7 protein-coding genes are annotated in these 6,408 nt (G+C 66.3%); 3 read left to right on the top strand and 4 right to left on the bottom strand.

Annotated elements, in window-relative coordinates; translation table 11 throughout:
* The first annotated feature begins 67 nt into the window (after positions 1–67).
* A complete protein-coding gene (gene thrC / locus WBH99_RS02875; protein ID WP_424218604.1) occupies positions 68–1,507 on the top strand; it encodes a threonine synthase in 1,440 nt (479 codons plus the stop codon).
* 193 nt (positions 1,508–1,700) lie between these two features.
* Here thrC and nadC read toward each other — a convergent pair whose 3' ends face one another.
* Complete coding sequence (nadC, locus tag WBH99_RS02870) at positions 1,701–2,564, bottom strand: carboxylating nicotinate-nucleotide diphosphorylase (protein ID WP_424218603.1); 864 nt, start codon at positions 2,562–2,564, stop codon at positions 1,701–1,703.
* Positions 2,565–2,618: 54 nt separating this feature from the next.
* On the opposite strand from nadC, the gene WBH99_RS02865 reads away from it, so the two are divergent.
* The gene (locus tag WBH99_RS02865) at positions 2,619–4,094 is read left to right on the top strand and encodes an FMN-binding glutamate synthase family protein (RefSeq protein ID WP_424218602.1); all 1,476 of its coding nucleotides are present in this window, start codon (positions 2,619–2,621) and stop codon (positions 4,092–4,094) included.
* 167 nt (positions 4,095–4,261) lie between these two features.
* On the opposite strand, the gene WBH99_RS02860 is transcribed toward WBH99_RS02865, so the two are convergent.
* Entirely contained in the window at positions 4,262–4,447 is a 186-nt protein-coding gene (locus WBH99_RS02860; RefSeq protein ID WP_424218601.1) for a hypothetical protein, read from the bottom strand.
* A 24-nt stretch (positions 4,448–4,471) separates the two neighbouring features.
* Positions 4,472–4,888 (bottom strand): ProQ/FINO family protein, encoded by a 417-nt coding sequence (locus WBH99_RS02855; RefSeq protein WP_424218600.1) that lies wholly within the window; start codon positions 4,886–4,888, stop codon positions 4,472–4,474.
* A gap of 186 nt (positions 4,889–5,074) precedes the next feature.
* Between WBH99_RS02855 and arfB the strand changes: the two genes are divergently transcribed.
* Entirely contained in the window at positions 5,075–5,479 is a 405-nt protein-coding gene (arfB, locus tag WBH99_RS02850; RefSeq protein WP_424218605.1) for an alternative ribosome rescue aminoacyl-tRNA hydrolase ArfB, read from the top strand.
* Positions 5,480–5,553: 74 nt separating this feature from the next.
* Here arfB and WBH99_RS02845 read toward each other — a convergent pair.
* Positions 5,554–6,408: ATP-binding cassette domain-containing protein (locus WBH99_RS02845; protein WP_424218599.1), on the bottom strand; the 855-nt coding region annotated here is incomplete at its 5' end.

The following is a 6,408-nucleotide window of genomic DNA, read 5'->3' as shown; positions in this document are numbered from 1 at the left end:
GCAGAGCCTGCCCGGATCGGAGCGGGCGCGGTAAAATCGCGCCTTTTCCGCTTTCTGGTCCTTTGCCATGCGCTATCTCTCCACCCGCGGCGGCTCTCCCGCGCTTCCCTTTTGCGACATCCTCCTGGGCGGCCTGGCGCCGGACGGCGGCCTCTACCTGCCGGAAACCTATCCCCGGGTGAGCCGGGCCGAGCTCGATGCCTGGCGAGAGCTCTCCTACGCGGACCTGGCCTTTGCCATCCTTTCCAAATACGTGGACGACATTGCCGCCGCCGACCTGAAGGCCCTGCTCGACCAGACCTACACTGCCCAGACCTACGGCTTTGCCCGTCCCGGCGACGACCCGGCCGAGATCACCCCCCTCCACTGGCTGCAACCCGGCGAGCTCGCCCTGCTCGAACTCTCCAATGGCCCCACCCTGGCCTTCAAGGACATGGCCATGCAGCTACTGGGCAACCTGTTTGAATATGTGCTGGAAAAGCGCGGCGAGACCCTCAACATCCTCGGGGCGACCTCCGGCGACACCGGCTCCGCCGCCGAATACGCCATGCGCGGCAAGCCCCGGATCAAGGTGTTCATGCTCTCGCCCTACGGCAAGATGAGCGCCTTCCAGCGCGCCCAGATGTATTCCCTGACGGACGACAACATCTTCAACATCGCCATCACCGGCATGTTCGACGACGCCCAGGACGTGGTGAAGGCGGTCTCCAACGACGCCGGGTTCAAGGCGAAGTACAGGATCGGCGCCGTCAATTCGATCAACTGGGCCCGGATCCTGGCCCAGATCGTCTATTACTTCAAGGGCTACTTCGCCGCGACCCGGAGCAACGACGAGCAGGTGGCCTTCAGCGTCCCTTCCGGCAACTTCGGCAACATCTGCGCCGGCCACATCGCCCGCCAGATGGGGCTCCCCATCGCCCAACTGGTGCTCGCCACGAACGAGAACGACGTGCTCGACGAGTTCTTTCGCACCGGCGTCTATCGCCCGCGCAGCACGGCGGAAACCCGCGTCACCTCGAGCCCCTCCATGGATATTTCCAAGGCCTCCAACTTCGAGCGTTTCATCTTCGACCTGGTGGGCCGGGATGCCGCCGTGGTGCGGCAACTCTGGCAGCAGGTGGAGGGCGGCAGCGCCTTCGACCTCTCCGGCACGCCTTACTTCGAAAGCCTGCGCCGCTTTGGCTTCGTCTCGGGCAAAAGCTGCCATGCCGAGCGTCTTGCCACCATCAAGACCGCCTATGAGCGCTATGGCGTCATGATCGACCCGCACAGCGCCGATGCGCTCAAGGTGGCCTGGGAGCATCCGCAGCCGGCCGGGGTGCCGATGCTGGTGCTGGAAACCGCGCAGCCGGTGAAATTCGCCGAGACCCTGCATGAAGCCCTGGGGCAGACGCCAAAGCGGCCCGCCGCCCTCGCAGGCATCGAGAATCTGCCCCAGAAGGTGGAGGTGATGGCCCCGGACGTAGCCGCGATCAAGGCTTATCTCGCGGCGCACATCTCCGTCTAACGTCGCGCCCCGGCATCTTGTCCGCGCCCCGTCCCTGCGGGGGTTGGCGCCTAGCCGAGGTTTTCCTGAGGCGCCGGGCCGCCGCTGTACTTACCCTGGGCGCCGGCTTCGGTCGATTGCCGGCGAGCCAGAGTGGCGTTTGCAGCGCGGGCCTTTGCCGCGGCCGGTCCAGCCCTCTCTTGCCCGACATGACTCACATCACGAAGCGCATGGAAAGGTCGAGGGCCCGCACATCCTTGGTGAGGGTGCCGATCGAGATGCGATCCACCCCGGTTGCGGCGATGGCGCCTAGGCTGGCTTCGGTCACTCCGCCGGAAGCTTCCAGCACGGCGCGGCCCTGATTCAGGGCGACCGCCTGGCGCAGCATCTCCAGCTCGAAGTTGTCGAGCAGCACCATGGGGACGGCGGCCTCGAGGGCTTCTTCGAGTTCCGCCAGGTTTTCCACTTCCACCTGGATGAAGCGGCAGCGCCCCCCGGCCTTTTCCGCCACCCTGCGGGCGGCCGCCACGGCCGCCGTGATGCTGCCCGCAGCCATGATGTGGTTTTCCTTGATCAGGATGGCATCCCACAGGGCGAGCCGGTGGTTGCCGCCGCCGCCCACCCGCACGGCATACTTCTGGGCCAGGCGCAGGCCCGGCAAGGTCTTGCGGGTATCCACCACCTGGGCCCGGGTGCCACTCACCAGATCGGCATAGTGGCGCGTCCTGGTGGCGACCCCGGAGAGGAGTTGCAGAAAATTGAGGGCCGTGCGCTCGGCGGTGAGCAGCACCCGGGCTTCCCCTTCGATTTCGCACAGCAGTTGATCGGGGCTGACCCGGTTGCCGTCGGCGGCATGCCAGATCACCCGCACCTCCGGGTCGAGCTGGCGGAAGCATTCATCGACCCAGGCCGTGCCGCACAGGATGGCGGCCTCGCGGGCGATGACCCGGGCCCGGCCGGGCTTGCCGGCGGGAATCAGGGCCGCGGTCAGGTCGCCGGGGCCCACGTCTTCGGCCAGGGCGGTGCGCACATTGGCGCTGATTTCAGGGGCCAGGGGGACGGGGAAATCGGTGGGCATGGCAGGACTCGGTATGCTAGATTAGGCCGCGATTTTACCTTTGGGAGGGGCCTCGTGTCCGGTTTGCTAAATATGCTCCACGTCAGTGTCGGGGCGATTCTTGCCTTGGTGTTGTTTGTTTTAGTCATTTTCTGGTTCTTGCGCGACATCACGCAAAAGCGCCACACGGTGCTGCGCAATTTTCCGATCATCGGCCACCTGCGCTATTTCTTCGAGCGCCTGGGCGAATACTTCCGCCAGTACTTCTTCCTGAACGACCGGGAAGAAATGCCCTTCAACCGCGCCACCCGGGGCTGGGTGTATCGCCTGGCCAAGGACGAAGGGGGCATCATCGGCTTTGGCTCCACCTACAACAATCAGGAAAACGGGGCGATCCTCTTTGTCAATGACCCCTTCCCGGTGCTCGAAGAAGAGAAGCTGCCGACCCCGCCCCTGGTGATTGGCGCAGGCTGGTGCGAGCAGCCGTTCGTGGCCAGGTCCATGATCAATATCAGCGCCATGAGCTATGGCGCCATTTCCCGGCCGGCGGTCCAGGCCCTGTCCCGCGGCGCGGCGATGGCGGGCTGCTGGATGGATACGGGCGAGGGCGGGCTGTCGCCCTACCACCTGGAAGGTGGCGCTGACGTGATCTTCCAGATCGGCACCGCCAAATACGGGGTGCGCGATGCCGCCGGCGAGCTCGACCCGAAAAAGCTCAAGGCAATGGCGGCCCATGAAAACGTGCGGGCCTTCGAGATCAAGCTCTCCCAGGGGGCCAAGCCGGGCAAGGGCGGGGTGCTGCCGGCCGGCAAGGTGACGCCGGAAATCGCCATGATCCGCGGCATCCCGGTCGGCCAGGATTCCCTCTCGCCGAATCGGCACCGGGACATCGCCAATGTAGAGCAACTGCTCGATGCCATCGAACGGGTGCGGGAGGTGACCGGCAAGCCGGTCGGCGTCAAGACCGCCCTCGGTGGCTCGGAGTTGATGCGCGACCTGGCCGAGAGCATCCTGCGCCGGGGGCTGGCCTGTGCCCCCGACTTTCTCGTCATCGACGGCGGGGAGGGCGGTTCGGGTGCCGCGCCGCAGGCCCTGGCGGATCACATGTCCCTGTCCATCATGGAAAGTCTGCCCCGGGTGGTCGATGTCCTGATGGAAAGCGGGCTCAGGGAGCGGCTGCGGGTGGTGGCGGCGGGTAAACTCGTGACCCCGGCCAAGGCCGCCTGGGCGCTGGCCTGCGGCGCCGATTTCGTCAATACCGCACGGGGCTTCATGTTCTCCCTGGGCTGCATCCAGGCCCTGCGCTGCCACACCAACACCTGTCCTACCGGGGTCGCCACCCACAATCCGCGCCTGCAGCGGGGCCTGGTGGTGGAAGACAAGGCCGAACGGGTGGCTCACTACGCCCGCAACATGCAAAAGGAAATGGAGATGATCGCCCATTCCTGCGGCCTCCGGCACCCCCGCGAACTGCGCCGGGAACACGTGCGCATGGTCCAGCCCAACGGCCTGTCCGTGGCCCTGTCTACGCTGTATCCGATGTCCTCCTGAAAATTTTGCAGGACCTGCCGTTCTGCCGCATCCCGGGGCCGGCGCATTTCCAGGTGCAGATGACGCGCTGTAGATGACGCGCTGTAGATGACGCGCTGTAGATGACGCGCTGAAGATGACGCGCTGAAGATGACGCGGCAGGCGTCCGGCCCGGGATGGCGGCGGCGCTATCCGGGGCGGGGCCGGGGTTTGGGGCGGAAGATGTGACAGGGTTCTCCCGAGACTTCCAGCACATCCAGGGCCGGCATGCGTCGGCTCTTGAAATCCATGGCCCGGCAACCATAGGGAAGACTCACGTCATGGGTGATGTAGTAGTGCAGGCAGTCCCGGCAGTTGGGGAGGGGCGTGGGCATGGTCTGGCCCGCAGAACAGGCGCCTTACTTGCGCGAGAACTTTTCGGCCAGCTGAATCAGTTTTTCGGCGCGCAGACGCTCGGCTTCCGCTTCCCGCAGACGCTCGGCTTCTGCTTCTTTTTCGGCCTTCAATCGAGCCCGGCGCTCATCTGCCTGCTTTTTCAGGCGTTCGCGGAGGGTGTTGGCCGCATGGGTCCGATGCTCATCCGTGACTTCGTCAGCCTGATTGCCATCCAGGTCAAACCGGTGCGTGGCTTTTTCCAGGGTCTTCAGATAGCGCATGGAATGAGTGTGCAGACTCAGCGTCACCCTGAGCACCTTCTTTTCCAAGCCGGGTATCCGGGCCAGCAGTGCCTTGTCGATACCGATGGCCAGCGGCTGGCAATCACGAAAAACAGGGAACTGCTCCTGCAGCGATTTCAACAGGGCACGGGGAGTCATGGGCGTGGCAACAGGCGTGTTCATCGCGGGAAAGCTGGATTGGGTCTTGGGGCGGAAAGGTTATCACAGAGTAGTGCGTGAGAAAGGGTTCTCTTGAATCGAGCTGCAACTTTGGCGTGCCTGCCGGGCCGGTCGTTCGCAAAGGTTGCGAGAGCCGCTAGAATCGGCGCTTTGGATGAGCATGCCCTGGCCGTGAAGACCCTGATTCCCCCGGAAGAAATCGAGATCACGGCCATTCGTGCCCAGGGGGCCGGGGGGCAGCATGTAAACAAGGTGTCGTCGGCCGTGCATCTGCGCTATGACATCCATGCGGCCTCGCTGGAGGAGGGGCATCGGCAGCGCCTCCTGGCCCTGGGGGATCATCGCATCAGCAGGGATGGGGTGGTGGTGATCAAGTCCCAGGAGTACCGCAGCCAGGAGGCCAACCGGCTGGAGGCCCTGCGCCGCTTGCAGGAACTGGTGGATAGCGTGGCCCGGCAACCCCGGAGCCGCAAACCCACCAAGCCGACCCGGGCCGCCCGCGAGCGGCGCCTCGAACGCAAGAGCCGCCGCTCCCAGGTCAAATCGGCGCGGGGCAAGGTGCGAGAGTAGGGCCGGGCCTCGGCGCTTCCGGGATTCGGGGGGGCGAGCCGGCTGTCGATCTTCATTTCATGGCCATTGCCGGATCAAGCCCCGGGCGGGGCGAGGTGCCGCCGCTGCTCGAAACAGCCGCTGCCCTGGGGCCGGTGGGAAATCCAGATCAGGCTGCGGCCCTGGCACCAGGCGCAGACCTGCTGCGCCAGGCGCTCGGCTGCCTCGTCTTCCAGCCCCTCGGTGGGTTCGTCCAGCACCGTCAACGGCGCCCGGCAAAGCAGGGCCCGGGCCACGCCCAGGCGGCGCAGCTGGCCGCCGGAGAGGCTCCGTCCCCCCTCCTGGACCCAGGTTTCCAGGCCCTCCGGCCAGGTCCGCAGCGTCGCCGCCAGGCCCACCCGCTCCAGTACCTCCCACATTGCCGCCGCGCTGGCCTGGGGTGCCGCCAGGCGCAGGTTGTCCGCCAGGGTGCCGCCCCGGGCCCAGGCAAACTGGGTGGCGATTGCCAGGGTGCGGCGCAAGGTGGGCTCATCCAGCGCCTCCAGGGCCACGCCGCCCAGGCGGATGCTGCCCCGGTCGGGCAGCTCGAAACGGGCGAGGAGTTGCACCAGGGAAGACTTGCCGCAGCCGCTGGGGCCTTCCAGAAAGAGCCGGGTGCCCGGCGCCAGGTGCAGGGAAAAGTCGCGCAGCACCGGGGTGTGGGCATCCCAGGAGAAATCCAGGTGCTCGATCTCCAGGCTGCCGTCCGCCGGCTGCGGCCCGGCAGGGGGAAAGACGATGGCCGGCTCCTGGCTGGCCACCGCTTCGATGCGCCCCGCGGCATGGGCGATGGCCGGCAGTTCCACCAGGCCGCCGGCCAGGGGCGCGGCGATCTCCGCCACCCCCAGGAGGAGCAGCACCATGGCCACCAGCAGGGGTCCCTCCAGGGTGCCGCCGTGGCTCACCAGGGC

This window comes from Azovibrio sp. (assembly GCF_049658005.1).
GTDB lineage: Bacteria > Pseudomonadota > Gammaproteobacteria > Burkholderiales > Rhodocyclaceae > Azovibrio.
The sequence above is the reverse complement of the archived record's forward strand: the minus strand, read 5'-3'. Positions and strand labels throughout refer to the sequence as shown.